The 15,650-nt window shown below is 34.4% G+C and carries 12 protein-coding genes; 7 read left to right on the top strand and 5 right to left on the bottom strand.

Annotation, left to right across the window (positions count from 1 at the left end; all coding sequences use genetic code 11):
- The first annotated feature begins 123 nt into the window (after positions 1-123).
- The 6 genes from BN2667_RS00715 (at position 124) to BN2667_RS00690 (ending at position 7,035) form a co-directional block, all read left to right on the top strand.
- Positions 124-789: a response regulator transcription factor gene (locus tag BN2667_RS00715; protein ID WP_054251428.1), complete on the top strand. Its 666-nt coding sequence runs from the start codon at positions 124-126 to the stop codon at positions 787-789.
- On the top strand, positions 779-1,816 hold the full coding sequence (locus BN2667_RS00710; RefSeq protein WP_054251427.1) for a sensor histidine kinase: 1,038 nt from the start codon (positions 779-781) through the stop codon (positions 1,814-1,816). The genes BN2667_RS00715 and BN2667_RS00710 overlap by 11 nt, the downstream gene beginning before the upstream one ends.
- A gap of 80 nt (positions 1,817-1,896) precedes the next feature.
- Positions 1,897-2,577, top strand: coding sequence for an ABC transporter ATP-binding protein (locus BN2667_RS00705; protein WP_054251426.1), 681 nt, complete (start codon positions 1,897-1,899; stop codon positions 2,575-2,577).
- Entirely contained in the window at positions 2,574-5,120 is a 2,547-nt protein-coding gene (locus BN2667_RS00700) for an ABC transporter permease (protein WP_054251425.1), read from the top strand. Before BN2667_RS00705 ends, BN2667_RS00700 begins: the two co-directional genes overlap by 4 nt.
- A 59-nt stretch (positions 5,121-5,179) precedes the next feature.
- Entirely contained in the window at positions 5,180-5,686 is a 507-nt protein-coding gene (locus BN2667_RS00695) for a M15 family metallopeptidase (RefSeq protein WP_054251424.1), read from the top strand.
- Between the two features lie 62 nt (positions 5,687-5,748).
- The gene (locus tag BN2667_RS00690) at positions 5,749-7,035 is read left to right on the top strand and encodes a bifunctional folylpolyglutamate synthase/dihydrofolate synthase (RefSeq protein WP_054251423.1); all 1,287 of its coding nucleotides are present in this window, start codon (positions 5,749-5,751) and stop codon (positions 7,033-7,035) included.
- A 123-nt stretch (positions 7,036-7,158) separates the two neighbouring features.
- Here the strand turns inward: BN2667_RS00690 and BN2667_RS00685 are convergent, their stop codons facing one another.
- On the bottom strand, positions 7,159-7,410 hold the full coding sequence (locus BN2667_RS00685; protein ID WP_054251422.1) for a hypothetical protein: 252 nt from the start codon (positions 7,408-7,410) through the stop codon (positions 7,159-7,161).
- A 233-nt stretch (positions 7,411-7,643) separates the two neighbouring features.
- On the opposite strand from BN2667_RS00685, the gene BN2667_RS00680 reads away from it, so the two are divergent.
- Positions 7,644-8,711, top strand: a complete 1,068-nt coding sequence (locus BN2667_RS00680) for an S-layer homology domain-containing protein (RefSeq protein WP_054251421.1) — start codon at positions 7,644-7,646, stop codon at positions 8,709-8,711.
- 135 nt (positions 8,712-8,846) lie between these two features.
- Here the strand turns inward: BN2667_RS00680 and pflA are convergent, their stop codons facing one another.
- The 4 genes from pflA to BN2667_RS00660 all read right to left on the bottom strand — a co-directional run bounded on the left by pflA (position 8,847) and on the right by BN2667_RS00660 (position 15,563).
- On the bottom strand, positions 8,847-10,361 hold the full coding sequence (gene pflA, locus BN2667_RS00675) for a pyruvate formate-lyase-activating protein (RefSeq protein WP_054251420.1): 1,515 nt from the start codon (positions 10,359-10,361) through the stop codon (positions 8,847-8,849).
- A 98-nt stretch (positions 10,362-10,459) separates the two neighbouring features.
- The gene (gene pflB / locus BN2667_RS00670; RefSeq protein ID WP_082380147.1) at positions 10,460-12,736 is read right to left on the bottom strand and encodes a formate C-acetyltransferase; all 2,277 of its coding nucleotides are present in this window, start codon (positions 12,734-12,736) and stop codon (positions 10,460-10,462) included.
- A 220-nt stretch (positions 12,737-12,956) separates the two neighbouring features.
- Complete coding sequence (gene glsA / locus BN2667_RS00665; protein WP_054251419.1) at positions 12,957-13,877, bottom strand: glutaminase A; 921 nt, start codon at positions 13,875-13,877, stop codon at positions 12,957-12,959.
- Positions 13,878-13,967: 90 nt separating this feature from the next.
- The gene (locus BN2667_RS00660; protein ID WP_054251418.1) at positions 13,968-15,563 is read right to left on the bottom strand and encodes a serpin family protein; all 1,596 of its coding nucleotides are present in this window, start codon (positions 15,561-15,563) and stop codon (positions 13,968-13,970) included.
- Positions 15,564-15,650: the final 87 nt, after the last annotated feature.

Below are 15,650 nucleotides of genomic sequence, written 5' to 3'. Positions count from 1 at the left end.
AAAATTTTTAAGAACTAGAATTTACTTTAAATAAAGGTTAATATATTAGAAAGGAGTGTCTATAGTTAGTTTTAAATCAGTATCTTATTTATTTTTTTCTATAAAATATAAAAGGAGTTGCATATGGAAAAGCCTATTTTGCTTTTAGAAGATAATAAAATAATTCGTGAAGGAATTAAAGCTTATTTAGAAGCTTATGCTTATAAGGTTGAGACTATATCTAAATTAAGTGAGTTTAAAAATATTTCAATAGATAAGTACAGTCTTTTTCTATTAGACATTAACCTCCCTGATGGGTCTGCTTATAATTTGGCTTCTGAGATTAAAGATTTTGATAAGCCAATAATATTTTTAACTGTAAAAAATTCTGATGAGGATATTATTAAAGGGCTAAATCTTGGAGGAGATGATTATATTACAAAACCTTTTAAGCCAGATATTTTAAAGGCTCGAATAGAAAGTGTCCTTAGAAGATATAAGGATAAGTCCAATATGCTAACTTTTAATACTTTACTTTTGGATATTGATGGAACTTCCCTATATATTGACCAAGAAAAAATTAATATTTCCTATAGGGAATACCAACTTATGAAAATTTTTTTAGAAAATATTGGCAAAACTATTTCAAGAGACTTTCTTATAGAAAATTTTTGGGATAATTTAGGAGATTATGTCAATGATAATACGCTTTCTGTTTCAATAAATAGGTTGAGAGAAAAAATTGGCCCTTATAGTAAAAACCTAAAAACTGTAAGAGGTCTAGGGTATAGGTTTGACTATGAAAAATAAAAAAGATTTCTTTGTCATATTATCCTTTGCTCTAGCCATAATTTTTTTAGTCTACAAGCTTATAGATTATTTTTATTTTTTACAAATTTCCAAATTAATAGATTTAAAAGTTTTAGGTTATGAGAATTCTCTTATAGTATTTAAAGATAGACGAATTTTGATTCTTAGTCTTTTTCTTATAGCAGTTTTAATTGCTAGTTTTTTCTATTATTTACTTGCAAAGAAAGAAAGAGCATTTAATACTTATTTAAGTCTTGTTAAAGAAAGATTAGAAAAAATTTCTACTGGGAATTACTCAATTGACATTTCTGAAATTGAAAAATTAGAAGACCTATATGATGATCTTTATAAAATTATCTTAGAGCTAAGAGAAAATTCTGAAAAAAATTTTAAAGATAAAGTTGCTATAAAAAATTATATAGAAGATATTTCTCATCAATTAAAAACTCCTATAGCTTCTATGGAAATTTTAATAGCTTTAGAAAAAATAGCTAGACCAAGTTCTAATTTAGAAAAGATTGAAAATGAATTAGATAAGATGAACTACTTGGTCTCCTCTCTTTTAGCCTTAGCTAGGTTTGATGTAAATGAAGTTAGTCTTAAAAATGAAAAAATTAATATTGATGATTTGATTTCATCTAGCTTGGAATCTTTAGATAGTTTAATTGAAGACTCTAATGTAAAAATTATAAAGGCTGGCCAAAGTTTTTGTATCTATGGTGATTATTCTTGGTTAGTTGAAGCTATGATTAATATAATAAAAAACTCTCTTGCTTATTCTAAAGGAGAGATAAAGATTACTTATAATACTACTAAGGTTTATAAGGAAGTTAGAGTTGAAGATAATGGTCCAGGCTTTAAAGAAGAAGACCTTTCAAAGGTTTTTAATCGATTTTATAAGGCAGATGAAGATTCTCCTGGTGTTGGTATTGGATTAAACCTTGCCAAGACAATATTAAATAAGCATAATGCAACTATTAGTGTTACTAATAATAAGGGTGGAGTATTTATAATTAAATTTTATTAAGGAAGGGCAAAGATTAATTTCTTTGCCTTTTGTAACTTTTATGTAAGATTGACCTTATACAATAAGGCTGAGGTGAAAAAATGGAAATTTTAAAAACTGTTAATTTAACAAAAACTTATATTGATGGAAGAGAGAAAAAGATTGCCTTAGACAACATCAATATTAATGTTGAAAGAGGAGATTTTATAGGAATTTTTGGCCCTAGCGGTTCAGGTAAGTCTACTTTATTAAATCTTTTAGGAGGTTTAGATAGGCCCACTGCTGGTGAAGTTTATATAGAAGGACAGAGAACAGATATTCTAAGTCAATCTGACCTGGCCTTGTATAGGAGAAGAAGGGTTGGCATAGTTTATCAATTTTATAATTTAATATCAAATTTAAATGTGGAACAAAACATTAAACTTCCTTTGCTTATGGATGGAAGGGATGTGGATTTAGACTTTTATAAAAAAATTATGGAACTTATATCTATGGAAGATAGGGAAAAATCTTTTCCAGAAGAACTTTCAGGTGGAGAACAACAAAGAGTTGCTATTGCTAGAGCTTTAGTTAACAAGCCTTCAATTGTTCTTCTCGATGAGCCTACTGGAAATCTTGATAGGAAAAATAGAGACAAGGTCTTAGAGCTTTTAAAGTTTTCTAACCAAGCTTTTAAACAAACTATGCTAATAGTTAGCCATGATGAGGACTTAGTTAATGCTACTAATAGAGTTTTTCACATGGAAGATGGAAAAATTATTAGGGACGTGGTTTTAAAATGAAAATTTATGACTTATATATATACTCGTCTTTAAAAAGAGATAAAGAATCTATTAAGGCCTTAAAAATTAGCATCTTTATTGCTGTTTTAAGTTTAAGTATTTTTTTATTTATTTTTTCTTCCTTTGTTAAAAATGACCAAGAAGCTGCTTTGGATATGTATGGAGACTTTCAGGTTTTAATATTTAACGACTTAAATTCTGCCAAGGTAAAAATTTTGGAAAATAATGTCAACATAGAGAAACTGGCCTTTGCTAGTAGAAAAGATAACTTTCATATAAAAAATACTGATATGGATATTGAACTTACAGCAGCTGACAGTAATTATAATGAAATTGTAAAAAAGACTTTAGTAGATGGAAGAGTAGCTGAAAAATCTGATGAAATATTGTTGCCTGTTGATACAGCTAGAGATTATGGCTTTAAACTTGGGGACAAGCTTGTAGTTATTGATTCTGATGGAAAAGAGTTTTCTAATACTTTAGTAGGTCTTGTAGATTTTGATACCTTGTCTTGGGAAAAAGAAACTATAGCCTATACTTATAGAGACCAAGAAGAAATAAAAAATTCCGCAAATCAAATTGCCATTTGGTATAAAAATATTAGGGACGCTTATAAAGTTACTCCTCAGTTAGCTGAAAGCTTGGGAATTGATTATCAAAAAGCCTTAGCTGGTGGAGACATAGGCCAGGGTTTTATTAAGTACAATTATCTATACTTATCTGCTAATTTTATAAACTCTAAAGACTTTTATAATGATTCTTTAACGGAAAAATACCCTAAAATCTTAGCTCTTGGTTCTACTTTAATTGTAGGATTTTTTATAGTTGTTATTAAAAGTATTTTTATGGCTTGGGAAAATACACAAATTAGACAATATGGTCTTTTGCTTTCTATTGGCGCAAAAAAATCTGATCTTAAAAAATTGATTTTTAAGAGAATGTATAAACTTAGTATAGTTCCAATAATTTTAGGTGTTTTATCAGGAAGTATATTTTCTATTATCATTTTAAAAATAATGACTAAATATTATTTCTTAGCTAGTCAAGACTTAGTTAAATTTAGACAAGGAGGTTTTTACTTTAGGCCAAGCCTGTTAGTATTCCTTCTTATTATAGTTTTAACTGTTTTTATTTTAGCTTTTGCATCCTTGGGACCTATTAGAAAAATTGGAAAAGTAAATATTATTGAGTCGATGAAGTTGTACAAAACAAAAAAGAATAAGAAAAAATTTAAACCTTTAAGAAAAGATTCGTTTTTAAAAGATTTTTCTAAAATTAACCTTGCTAGCCAAAAGTTAAAGACTTTATTTTCTTCTTTGTCAATTTCATTAGGTTTTCTGTTTTTATCTTTAATGCTTGCTTTACTTGCTGGATTAAATTTAGAAATTAAATATAATTATTTAGATAAAATGGAAAACTATGATTACTGTGTTTCTTATATTAATCCTAAGGTTTTTCCTAGGTCTATAATTGAAAAACTTACAGATAATTATAAAAATGATTATGTTAGTTACAGGCAAAACTCTTTTTCATTATTAGAGGACAATAATTACAGTGATATTTTAGATAAGACTTACTACAATGATTTTTATGATTCCTATGTAAATGAATATGGCCCAGAAATCAAATTTAATATTATAGGTCTAGAGGATGACAAGTATAAAGAACTTTTAGAAAATGAAAATATTAGCTTTAAAGATGAAGATTTAGAAAATTCAGGAATTCTTATTAATCTTCTTAGTCAAGATTATACTAAGGCAATAAATCTCCAAGAATCTACTAGGGCCTTAAAGGAAAATATTAATTCTTTAGTTCTAGCTGACTATACTTCAGATTTTGCCAAGGCCTATGACGTTGAAAATAGAAAATTTAAGGTTAATATACTAAAGTATTCTTATGATCCTAACTTAATTAATGTTCCCCAAAAGAAAAATCAGCTGACCTTTATAACATCAATGGATAATTATTTTAAGTTAATAGAAGATTCTGACCAAGACCACACTGGTATGTTCACTGAAGAGATTTATTTTAATTCTTCTGATAATATAGATGCTATAAAAGATCTTTTGAGAAAAAATATTTCTACTAGAGATTTAGAAATAATTAGTAAAGAATCAGCAAATAATTTTGAATATTACTCAAATAGAATTTTATACACCCTATTACTAGCAATATCTCTTGTGGCAGGAATATTAGGTCTAAGTCAAGCCTATTCCACTTCAATAACTTTAAAAGAAAGTAGAAAACAAGAATATACTCTTTTAATGATAATAGGAATGGATAAGCCAACTTTGAGACAAATCGCTTTAAAAGAAGTAAAAGAAAATATGAAAACTATTTTGTGCTTCAGTTTTATAGGCTTGTTCTTTTCATTATTTATGACCCACAAGGCTTATGATAGCTTTAGCCTCTTAGATATTTTCTTAAAAATAAATTTTATACCTATATTCTTATATTTATTAGCAGTTTTCTTAATTCTAAGACGCTACTATTTAAATACTTTAGATGATTTGAGTATGAAAAATAACTCAAGAATTATTTAAGATAATCTTTGAAATTTTTTAAGATTTACTCTCTATAATTATAGGCAAGGAGATTGTTTATGAAAAAATTTTTTAAAGCTATTTTAATTTTAATCTTACTTGGCCTGATGATTTTTAAAATCTTTCCAAGAATCGGCCTTTATACTTTTATCTTTGACAGGGGACCTTATGAAAAAATTGACCCACCACCAGATGAAATTATTTCTGACTTGGACCAACTTACGCCAAAGACTAAGGAAGTTGCCGAAAAGTTTTTATACGCCTGCCAGGTCCAGGGTTTAGATGTTAGGATTACTGAAACTTATAGGACCCAGGCAAGACAAGACTGGCTTTATGACCAAGGGCGCTCTAGAGATGGAAATGTTGTAACTTGGACCAGGAATTCTCGCCACACTGACCGCTACGCCTTTGACATTTGTAAGGCTGGAGCCGATCCTTATGGCGATGAAAAGTTTTTTAAATCCTGCGCTGAAATTGGCAGAGACCTTGGCCTCAATGCTGGCTATTTTTGGACTGGCTGCCAGGACATGGCCCACTTTCAATTAGACACTTGGTGGAACCATTAATTTTCATTGACCAAAAATCTTTCCTTTGCTAAGATTAAGAAAAGAAATTTTTGGAGATTAAAATGGAAGATTTAAAAAAATTAAATGCCTATATAGATTGGGTTTACGATCTTGGTCCAAGAAATGAAGACCGTAGTCTTAGAAATATGAAAGTCCTCATGGACAGACTGGGAAATCCCCAAGATAAAATTAAAGTCATCCACGTTGCTGGAACTAACGGCAAGGGGTCAACTTGTAATTTTATTTATTCGGTTTTGTCTAAGAAGGTCAGGTGCGGGATTTTCGTCTCCCCTTATATGGGCCTAATGACTGAGTCAATGAAAATTAACGGCCAGGCTATTTCTAATGATGATTTTTGTGCCTATATTGACAGGCTAAAACCTATTGTTGAAGAGCTTCGAAATGCAGGTCATCCAATAACTTATTTCGAGGCCCAAACTGCTATTATGTATTTGTATTTTTATGACCAAGAAGTTGACGTTGCTGTTGTTGAAGTTGGCCTTGGCGGTCTTAATGATGCCACAAATGTTATAAGTTCACCACTGGCCTCTTTAATTGCAACAATATCTTTGGACCATCTTGGAATTTTAGGGTCCAATGTTTTGGAAATTGCTGAGAAAAAAGCTGGGATTATAAAAAAAGACAGGCCAGTTTTTGTTTACCCTCAAAATGAGAAAGTCTTAAAAGTTTTTAAAGATAGAGCCAAGGAGTTAAAGTCTCCTCTCTATACTTTTGCTAAAGATGAAGTGAAAATTATTGAGATGAATGAAGGCTACAATGAATTTGCCTTTAGGGCCTATGGGGATTTAAAAACTAAATTAATTGGCATCCACCAACTTTATAATGCCTCGCTGGCTGTAATGTTTTTAGATTATTTTAAGGATTATTTTTCCCTAAGTTCAGAGGATATTGTAGATGGAATTTTCGCCTCAGCAAATCCTGGTAGACTGGAATTAATTTCATCAAATCCAAGGGTTTTAGTTGATGGCAGCCACAATGCCGAGGCCATCGCCGCCATGAAGGAGTCTTTAAAGGTCTTTTCCTACGACAAACTTATTGTTGGCTTTTCAATTTTAAAGGACAAGGACTATAATTATACCATCAGAGAACTTGCAGAAATTGCAGATGAAATGATTGTAACTTCTGTTGACAATCCAAAAAGGGCCTTTGCTATGGATGAATTAAAGGCTGAAGTCCAAAAGTTTCGCGACCAAGTTTATGTAATTGAAGATAGAAAAGAGGCCTATGAATTTTCTAAGTCCCTTGCTGGATCATCTGACCTAGTTCTTTGGTGCGGGTCCTTGTATTTGGTTAGGGATATTAGGGACTTTGAGAAGAATAAAATTTAATTTTGATAAATAGGGTCAGTCCACAAGGGACAGACCCCCACACTCTCTCAAGATAATGGGGACATTGCTTTAGCTGTGTCCCCGTTTTATTTTCGTTTTATTTTTCTATTATTCTAAAATATTTTATTCCCCTCTTAGTTCTTCTGCTAACTTGAGGCCCTTTTCTGTTACGTTGTTGACTAAAACCACTTGGCCGTCTGGACCTTGAGTGTCGTAAACAACTGCTAATAAATAGCCTTGGTCTACCATGTCTTTAATAGCTGCCTTGATTTCAGCTTCAGACCATTTACTCTTTTTAAAACTTGCTAGACTAAGAGCCTTGCCAATTGTTGCCATTACTATATCTAAAATATACTTGTAAAGTTTTTTATCCATAATGTCCTCCTGGTGTTTTTTCTATTTATATTATTCCCCTGATTTTTTTATTTAAGCTAGAATAGTTGCTGATAAATAGGGTCAGTCCACAAGGGACAGACCCCCACACTCTCTCAATATAATGGGGACGCTCCTTTAGGTGCATCCCCGTTTTTTACATAAGTTTTGTCATCTTTTCTTCACTCTTCCCTGCTTTCATTGTGTTATACTTAAAGAAAATGAGGAGGTTTCTTATGAAGAAAAAATTATCTTTGGCCTTGGCCCTGGTTTTTATTTTTACAAGTGGCCTGGCTTTTGCAAATGTTAACGGAAAGATTTCATATTTACAGGATAAAAATATTGTTGCAGGTAGGATTTTAGAAGATGGCAAAATCGACTTGGCCCTAGACCAGCCTATTACTCGTGCTGAATTTGCCAAGATAACGACTATGGGAATTAAGCTTTCTGAAGAAATTCCTGACTTTACCTTTATTGATACTATGGACCATTGGGCCAAAGTCTACATTGACCAGTTGTCTAACGACCCAAGGGGCATCCTTCAAGGTTATGAGGATGGGTCCTTTAAACCAGACAACAATATTACTAACGCCGAACTTGCTGCCATGCTTGTCAAGGCTTGTAAAAAAGACTTAAGCAAAGAAGATAGACTAAATGCTCTTTGGCCAGATTCTTATATTGTCTGGGCCAATGAACTTAATCTCTTCCAAGGTCTAGATATTAAAGATGTTAAAGATAAGGCCAGCAGACAAACTGCCTTTGAAATGCTTTATAATGCTATGGCCGTTTTGGCTTTAGAAGAAAATTCTGAAAGTAAAGAATTTTCTGAATTTGATCCTGCTTCTAGGGACCAATCTTTTGAATGGATTTACAATGCCATGGACAAGTTAGGAAAAGTGGACCACTCGAAAGATGTTAAGGATAGAATTAAAGATGTCTTTGGCTCTGCCTCTATTAAAAAGGGTCAGGCTCTTGATATGATCTTGGATATTACTGGCAAGAAAGATAGAGACAGTCTCTTTGCTGAAGCGAAAATTTCTGCTCCAAAGTCTCTTTTAAAGCCAGGATCTATGGCTCTTAATGATGACTTTTCTGAAATTAGCTTAATTTATTCAAGTGAAACTACTTCTAAGTTAGCTGGATCATATTTCCAAGCTTCTTATAGGGGCCAAAATCTCCCAACTAGTTTTGATCCACAAACTGGCAAGTTAATTGTTAAATTAAATGGCCTAGTTGATGTTTTATCTGCTGGAGAAAATTATCCAGTGAAGATTTCCTTTGTTGCTGGAGATGATATTCAATAAGATTAATTTTGAGATAACAAAGGGGACAGACCACAAGGGTCAGTCCCCACACTTTCTCGGAAAAGAGTTAGGGGACTGTCCCTTTGGGCCTGTCCCCTTTTTATTTTCTTCTGCGTCCTCTTTATCACATATTTTTTAAAAGGCTAGATTTTCTAAGGCGTCTAGGTCTTTGATTAAAATTATCCTATTTCCAACTAAATCTATATAGCCTAGGTCTTTAAATTCGCCTAATTTTCTGGTTATTGATTCTCTTGTTAAGCCTGTGTAAGATCCTAACTCTTCTCTATTTAAAGCCAGTTCTAATCTAATGCCTTCTTTTGTTTTTACGCCAATTTCTCTAGAAAGTCTTATTAATAGGCCTGCTGTCTTCATTGTTGCGTTCGAAACTGCCAGTCTTTCTATTAGCTCTTCTGCCCACCTTATTCTCTCAAAGGATTTTTTTAGCATTTGTTGGAGGGCAACTGGAGAGGTGTAAATGTATTTCATAAATATATCCCTAGGCACTGCTACAACTTCTGAATCTTGGATGGCCTGGCCTGTGTAAAGATAGGAAGTGTAGTCCATTAGGTTTAGGCCGCCTATATAGTCGTCTTTTCTGTAAATGTAGAAAATTTGCTCCTTGCCATCTATGGTGTACTGGTAGATCTTTACCCTGCCTTTTATAATTACATACATATAGTCTGCCATGTCGCCTGACTTAAAGACAAATTCGTTGGACTTTATTTTTAGAACTTTGATCTTTGAGATTATTTCCCTTTTCACTTCTTCTTTGAGGCCAGCTATTAGGCTTAGGTCTTTTAGTTTTTGGTAAAGGGCTTCTTGGTCTCCTTGGATTTTTATTTCTCTTTCAGAAATTTCTCTGAGTTTTTCTCTTTGCCTGTTTTCGTCTAACTCCTTGCTTTTCTTTAGGGAGTCAGCAAAAACTTGGTTGGCGTAGATTTCTAAGTCCTTGGCGATTTTTGCATCCATTGGCTCTAGGCCCTTAAGCTGGTAGTCCATGCCTAGCTCTTCGTACTTTGAAACTCCTGCTGTGTGGTAGGGAAGGATTTCTATTCTCTCAACAAAGTTTTTTACTGGCTGGATAACTTGGATTAGTTTTTCCATTGACTCCTTGTCATCTGTATAGCCTGGAAGCATTACATGTCTGACCCAAATTTGACCTGCAAAGCCATAGTCTTTTAATTTTTTTACAAATCTTTCAAAGGATTTAAAATTTCCCTTAGTCAGTTCTCTAAATGATTTTTGGTCAAAGGCCTTGACGTCTAAGAGAATTGTGTCTACTAGGGGCATGATCCTCTTGTAGTATTCCTTGTCTCCTATGCCTGATGTGTCTATGCAAGTGTTAAAGCCCTTGGATTTTAAAAGTTTTAGTGATTCGTAGAGGAAGGCTCCTTGCAAAAGTGGTTCGCCACCTGAAAAGGTAACTCCTCCTTCTTGGCCGTGGTAGGGCTTATATCTCATTGCTATACTTAGAACTTCTTCTGGACTAATTTGTTCATTTGTTTTTGTAGTTTGGCTGTCTGGGTTGTGGCAGTAAAGGCACCTTAGGGGACAGCCTTGGAGGAAAAATATTGTCCTGTTGCCTGGCCCGTCTAAGGTTCCCATTGATTCTATTGAATGAAGGTTGCCAAGTATTTTCTTTTCTTCCATGATTTCCTCCTCCTTTTATTCTCATTTGATTTTATCACATCTTATCTTCTTTGTCTTTTAAAAAAAGAGCAGCCGTCAAGCTGCCCTAGTTTTTCTTCTTACATACTTTCGTGGAAGGTTCTGTTTATAACATCTAGTTGGTGTTCTCTATCTAGTTGGTTAAACCTAACTGCATAACCTGAAACTCTAATTGTAAGGTTTGGATATTTTTCTGGATTGTCCATGGCATCCATTAAAAGTTCCTTATCAAGGACGTTTACATTTAAGTGGAAGGCATCTTGGTTAAAGTAGCCGTCCATTATATTTGTAAGATTTATTATTCTCTCTTCTTCATTTTTCCCTAAGACCTTTGGCACAATTGTAAAGGTGTTGGAAATTCCATCTTGGTTAACGTCTTTGTATGGAATTTTTGCTACAGAGTTTAAGGAAGCTAGGGCTCCTGACTTGTCTGCTCCGTTCATTGGATTTGCACCTGGGGCGAAAGGCTCACCTTTCTTTCTGCCGTCTGGTGTTGTTCCAGTTTTCTTTCCATAGGTTACGTTTGAAGTTATTGTCAGTAGAGAAAGAGTGTGTTCAGAATTTCTATAAGACTCATGCTTTCTAAGGGCTTCAATAAAGTACTTAGAAATATCTACGGCAATTTGGTCTACTCTGTCGTCGTCGTTACCGTATCTTGGAAAGTCTCCTTCTGTTTCAAAGTCTACTGTAATTCCAAAGTCGTCTCTTATTGGTTTTACCTTGGCATATTTTATAGCTGAAAGTGAATCTGCTGCTATGGCAATTCCTGCTATACCAAAGGCAATGTATCTGTGAACGTATGGGTCGTGTAAGGCCATTTGTCCACTTTCGTAGGCGTATTTGTCGTGCATGAAGTGGATGGTGTTCATTGTATCTACATAAATTTCTGCAAGTTTGTCCATAACTTTTTTGTAGTCGGCTAAAACTCTGTCATAGGTTAACACTTCTTCTGTATTTTTTTCTAGACCTTCAAGGACTAGCATGTTCTTGCCTGTGGTCTTGTCGATTTTTATTTCATCATAGCCGCCATTTAGGGCATATAGTAGTGATTTTGCAAGGTTGGCTCTGGCGCCAAAGTATTGCATGTCTTTTCCAACTCTCATTGCAGATACACAACAAGCTATGGCATAGTCGTCGCCATAAATTTCTCTCATGACATCGTCGTTTTCGTATTGGATAGAAGCTGTTTCTATAGACATCTTTGAGCAGAAGTCTTTAAAGTTTCTTGGCAGGTCGTCTGACCAAAGAACTGTCATATTTGGCTCTGGAGATGTGTCTAAGTTTATTAGTGTGTGCATAAACCTATAAGAAGTTTTTGTAACTAGGGTTCTGCCGTCTTCTCCCATGCCGCCAATTGATTCTGTTACCCAAGTTGGATCACCTGCAAAGAGCTCGTCATATTCTGGAGTTCTTAGGTGTCTAACTAGTCTTAGTTTTATTACTAGTTGGTCAATAAGTTCTTGGGCTTCTTCTTCTGTTAAAATTCCTGCGTCCATGTCTCTTTTTATATAAATGTCTAAGAAGGCTGTTGTCCTTCCAAAGGACATGGCTGCTCCGTTATTTTCTTTTACTGCTGCCAGATAGGCAAGGTATACCCATTGAACTGCTTCTTTGGCATTTGTCGCTGGTCTGGAAATATCAAAACCATATTTAGCTGCCATTGAAGTGATTTCGTCTAGGGCCTTAATTTGTTCTGAAAATTCTTCTCTTTGTCTAATTCTCTCTTCAGTAGCTGGTCCCTTGCAGTTTTCCTTATCTAAAATTCTCATTTCTTTAAGGAAGGCTGTTCCATAAAGGGCAACTCTTCTGTAGTCGCCAATAATTCTGCCCCTGCCGTAGGCATCAGGTAGGCCAGTTAATAGTCCAACTGTTCTAACCTTTCTCATTTCCTTAGTATAGGCATCAAAGACTCCGTCGTTGTGGGTCTTTCTAAATTCTCTAAAATCTCCTTTTAGTCTTTCATCAACTTCAAGGTCATAGGCATTTAATGAATTTTCTACCATTCTAAAGCCACCATAAGGATTCATAATTCTCTTTAGTGGGGCGTCTGTTTGCAAACCAAAAATCACTTCGTTGTCCTTGTCAATATATCCTGGATCAAAGTTGTCAATGCCAGAAAATCTTTCTAGGTCAACTGAAATAGTCTTGTTTTTTACTTCTTCTTGGATTAGTCTTGAAGCTTCTTGCCAAACTTTTTCAGTTTTTTCAGACTTGCCAACTAAAAACTCATCGTCTCCCTCGTATGGAGTGTAGTTTTTTTGGATAAAGTCTCTTACGTCTATGCCTTCAGACCAAGATCCTTGATTAAATCCTTGCCAGGCTGTCTTCATTTCTTCTTTTTCAAATAGCTTAGTCATTTTTTCCTCCTAAAAATTTATCTTAACCTGTGTTATTTCTTATCTTGTCTTTATTATAGGGGAGGAATAGATTTTTATCAGTGATTAGAATCACTTAAAAGAAAAAACTTGTCTAAATCTTTTTATTTTTTACTCAAAGATTACTTTTGTTTATCTTGGCTTAAAAATTTTTGCAAAATAAAAAAAGACTGCAGGCTCGCAGTCTCTTCTCGTTTTCAAATTAATAAATTGATAGGTCCATTTCCTTGGCCATGTACTCTAACATTTTTATACCAACTAGTGAGTTGCCATAGGAGTCAAGGCCTGGACAATAAGTTGCAATAGCTAGGCCTGTCTTTGAAGCTGTCATTATGCCGCCGCCAACTCCAGACTTTGCTGGTAGGCCAATAAGTTGGGCAAACTCGCCGCAGTAGTCGTACATGCCAGCCATGGCCATTACAGTTCTAACTCTTCTTGCAATATCCTTAGAGAATTTTTCTTCATTGGAGATTTTATCAAAGCCGTCGTTAGCAATAACGTAACCAATTCTAGCCAGGTCTTTTACATTTACTAAAACAGAGCAGGCTTTAAAGTAGGCGTCTGCTACTTTTTGAATTGGAATGTCTGCTGAAAGATTGCCCCTAGAAACCATTAGATTAAATAGGGCAAAGTTAGTAAAGGCTGATGACCTTTCTGACTCATAAATCGATTTGTCTAAGACAATGTCTTCATCGTCAGCTAAGTCTCTGATTTTATTTAAGACCACATCAAAGGTGTCTTCGCCAAATTTTTCGTATAAAAGGGCAGTTGCTGCTATGGCCCCTGCATTTACCAATGGATTTCTTGGCTTGCCGTCTCCTAGTTCTAGGTCTAAAACTGAATTAAATGGTAGGGCTGTTGGCTTTACTCCAATGGCCTTTTGAATTTTTCCTGCTGGAATTTCTTCTAGGCAAAGGATATAAGTAATTACTTTTGAAACTGATTGGATAGAAAATCTCTTGTCTACCTCTCCCTTTTCAAAATATGATCCATCAACGTCATAGGCTGCAATGGCAACTTTAGATCCGTCTTCCTTGGCCAGTTGAGGAATATAGGTCGCAACTTGGCCTTGGTCTGTGTATTTTAGCCCTTCCTCATAGGCTCTTTCTAATATTTCTTTCATTTTTCCACCCACTTTTTAAAATTTCTTACTTATATTGTATCACAAAGATAAGTTTTGGGGAGATTTTTGAAAAAATAGAATTCTACTTTTTTATCTTTCTATTATTGCCCTAATGTTTTCTCTTATGTTCTCTTGTCCTGTTAGCAAGGCTGAAAGTTCTCCATCTTTAAAGTAGTTGTAATAGTAAAGGCCATCTTTTCTTGCTGGCTTAGACTCTATCATCTCTAAATAAGAATCTTCAGAAAATTTTATTACTATAGTATCGTCGTCATAGTCTGATTTAAAAAAGTCTTTTGAGTCTGATTTTTTTAATTTAGCTAACTGGTCCATGATTTCCACTTCTTGGTCCTTATTAAGGCTTAAAGGATTTTGGTCTTGGCCTAGATATACTTGTAAGTTTTCATCTGGAAATTTTTCTCCCCTGGCTACTTGGCCTTCATAGGAGGCAGACTTTTGACTTATGTCCCTTACTGCTCCCATAAAAATTGGCAGGTCGGTGTCGTTGTCTACTATCATATAGACAAAGGGCCTGGTTAGATAAACTTCTTTTTCATCTACAGGCAGGGCCGCCTTGTTAACTTGCATGCCAGTTAAGGCTGCAGCCTTGGTGCCATTTTCGTCAACTTTTATATAGGTCTTGTGAAAGGCATCAGAAATATAAAGCCCTCTGTCTCCAAGTTTCGATAAGTCACTCTCATCAGAAAAGGCTGTTTCTATACCTAGGGACTTTAAGACCTCGATTAATTTTAGGTCGTAAGAAGATTCAAATTTTGGTAGGGCAGTTTTTACTTCTACATAAGATTCTTCTTTTAAAAGTTCATAAAGTCTATCTGTATTTAAGTCTGCAATATAAGCACTTAAAGAAGTGTCTTCTTTTGGAAGTAAGGCCACAAAGGAGTACTTACCACCTTGGTAGTTTTGTCTAAAACCTGTTTCCCTATCCCCTTCTATATAGCCGTCAAGGGTCTTGAATAAATAGTCTCCTTCTACTTCTGTCCCATCTTCTTTTATAAAGGTATTTGTTCCAAGTTGGTGTTTTTTATAGGGCTCTTCCCATTTTTTATTAAAGGCAAGGGCGTTAAAAAGATAGGCCCTAGCAGCTGGATCGATTTGGTCTAGACCTTTTTTTATCATCTGGTCAGTTTTTTCTGAAATCCATTTGTTAATGGCCTTTTCACCTTGGTCGTCAAAGGCTAGAGAAAAAACTTCGCTGTCATAGTAGGTCTTTATAGTCTTTAAATATTCTTCATTTGGCTGTAAGGCTTCACTTTCATTTAGCCAAAGAGAGTTTGCAAGTTTAAAGGCATCCTCGTCTTCTTTTTCTAGCTGGTCCACTAAGCCCTTTAGGTAGGCATTGGTTTCGTCGACACTTAGGCCAAAGGTCTTTTTAAATTCGTCTAGGGTTTGGCCTTGAGCTGCGTTTTCAACTAGGGCCAGGGCTGAGTAAATTGACAGAGGAGAAATTAAAGAGTTGTCCTCGTCACTTGTGCCCGCCTTAAAAAGTCTTAGGCCAAGGTCTAAGTAGGTCTTGTTGTTTGTTTCATTAAGTTGTTCTTCTTTGTTTTCAACTGGGTCAGCCTTTATATCTGCTGTCCAATTTTTTACTTTAGTAGAATTCATCTTACATGCACTAAGGCTAGTAAGTATTAAAGTCGCCATTAGTAGGCTTAGGATTTTTCTTTTCATGGTCTGGTCCTCCTTGGTTTTATTATAGAGAATTTATTTGATGAATAAGTTACAAAGTATTGAAAGTTTTAAAATTAAAGTTTCAAC

The organism is Neofamilia massiliensis (assembly GCF_001299475.1).
GTDB classification, from domain to species: Bacteria; Bacillota; Clostridia; order Tissierellales; family Peptoniphilaceae; genus Neofamilia; species Neofamilia massiliensis.
This window is presented reverse-complemented; position numbering and strand designations above follow the sequence as displayed.